This window comes from Mycobacterium arosiense ATCC BAA-1401 = DSM 45069 (genome assembly GCF_002086125.1).
In the GTDB taxonomy this organism is placed as follows: Bacteria; Actinomycetota; Actinomycetes; order Mycobacteriales; family Mycobacteriaceae; genus Mycobacterium; species Mycobacterium arosiense.
Window position 1 is genome coordinate 1 of sequence record NZ_MVHG01000281.1, and the last position, 331, is coordinate 331.

The window sequence follows — 331 nt, forward strand, 5'->3', positions numbered from 1 at the left end:
GACCCAGGAGACCCCCGCGCATGTGCGAACTCTATGTGAAAGCCGATCCGATCCTCTATGAATCGCGCTCGCGTTCCTTGCGCATCCGCGGGGTGGTGACCACCCTGCGCCTGGAGAACCAGTTCTGGGACATCCTCCGGGAAATCGCCGAAGGCGAGGGCCTGAGCACCAACCAGTTGATCACCAATCTCTACGAGGAAGTGATGGACTATCGCGGCGAGGTACTCAACTTCGCCTCCTTCCTGCGTGTCAGTTGCACCCGCTACCTGGCGCAGCGGCGCGAGAAAGTCGCCGAGCTGAGCCTGGTCGGCCAGCGCGCCCAGGCCTGAGG

1 protein-coding gene is annotated in these 331 nt (G+C 63.1%); it reads left to right on the top strand.

From position 1 onward, the window contains the following. Window positions 1–329, top strand: a 329-nt coding sequence (locus tag BST14_RS31920; protein WP_368731265.1) for a ribbon-helix-helix domain-containing protein, incomplete at its 5' end; no start/stop codon positions are given. Between the last annotated feature and the right edge of the window lie 2 nt (window positions 330–331).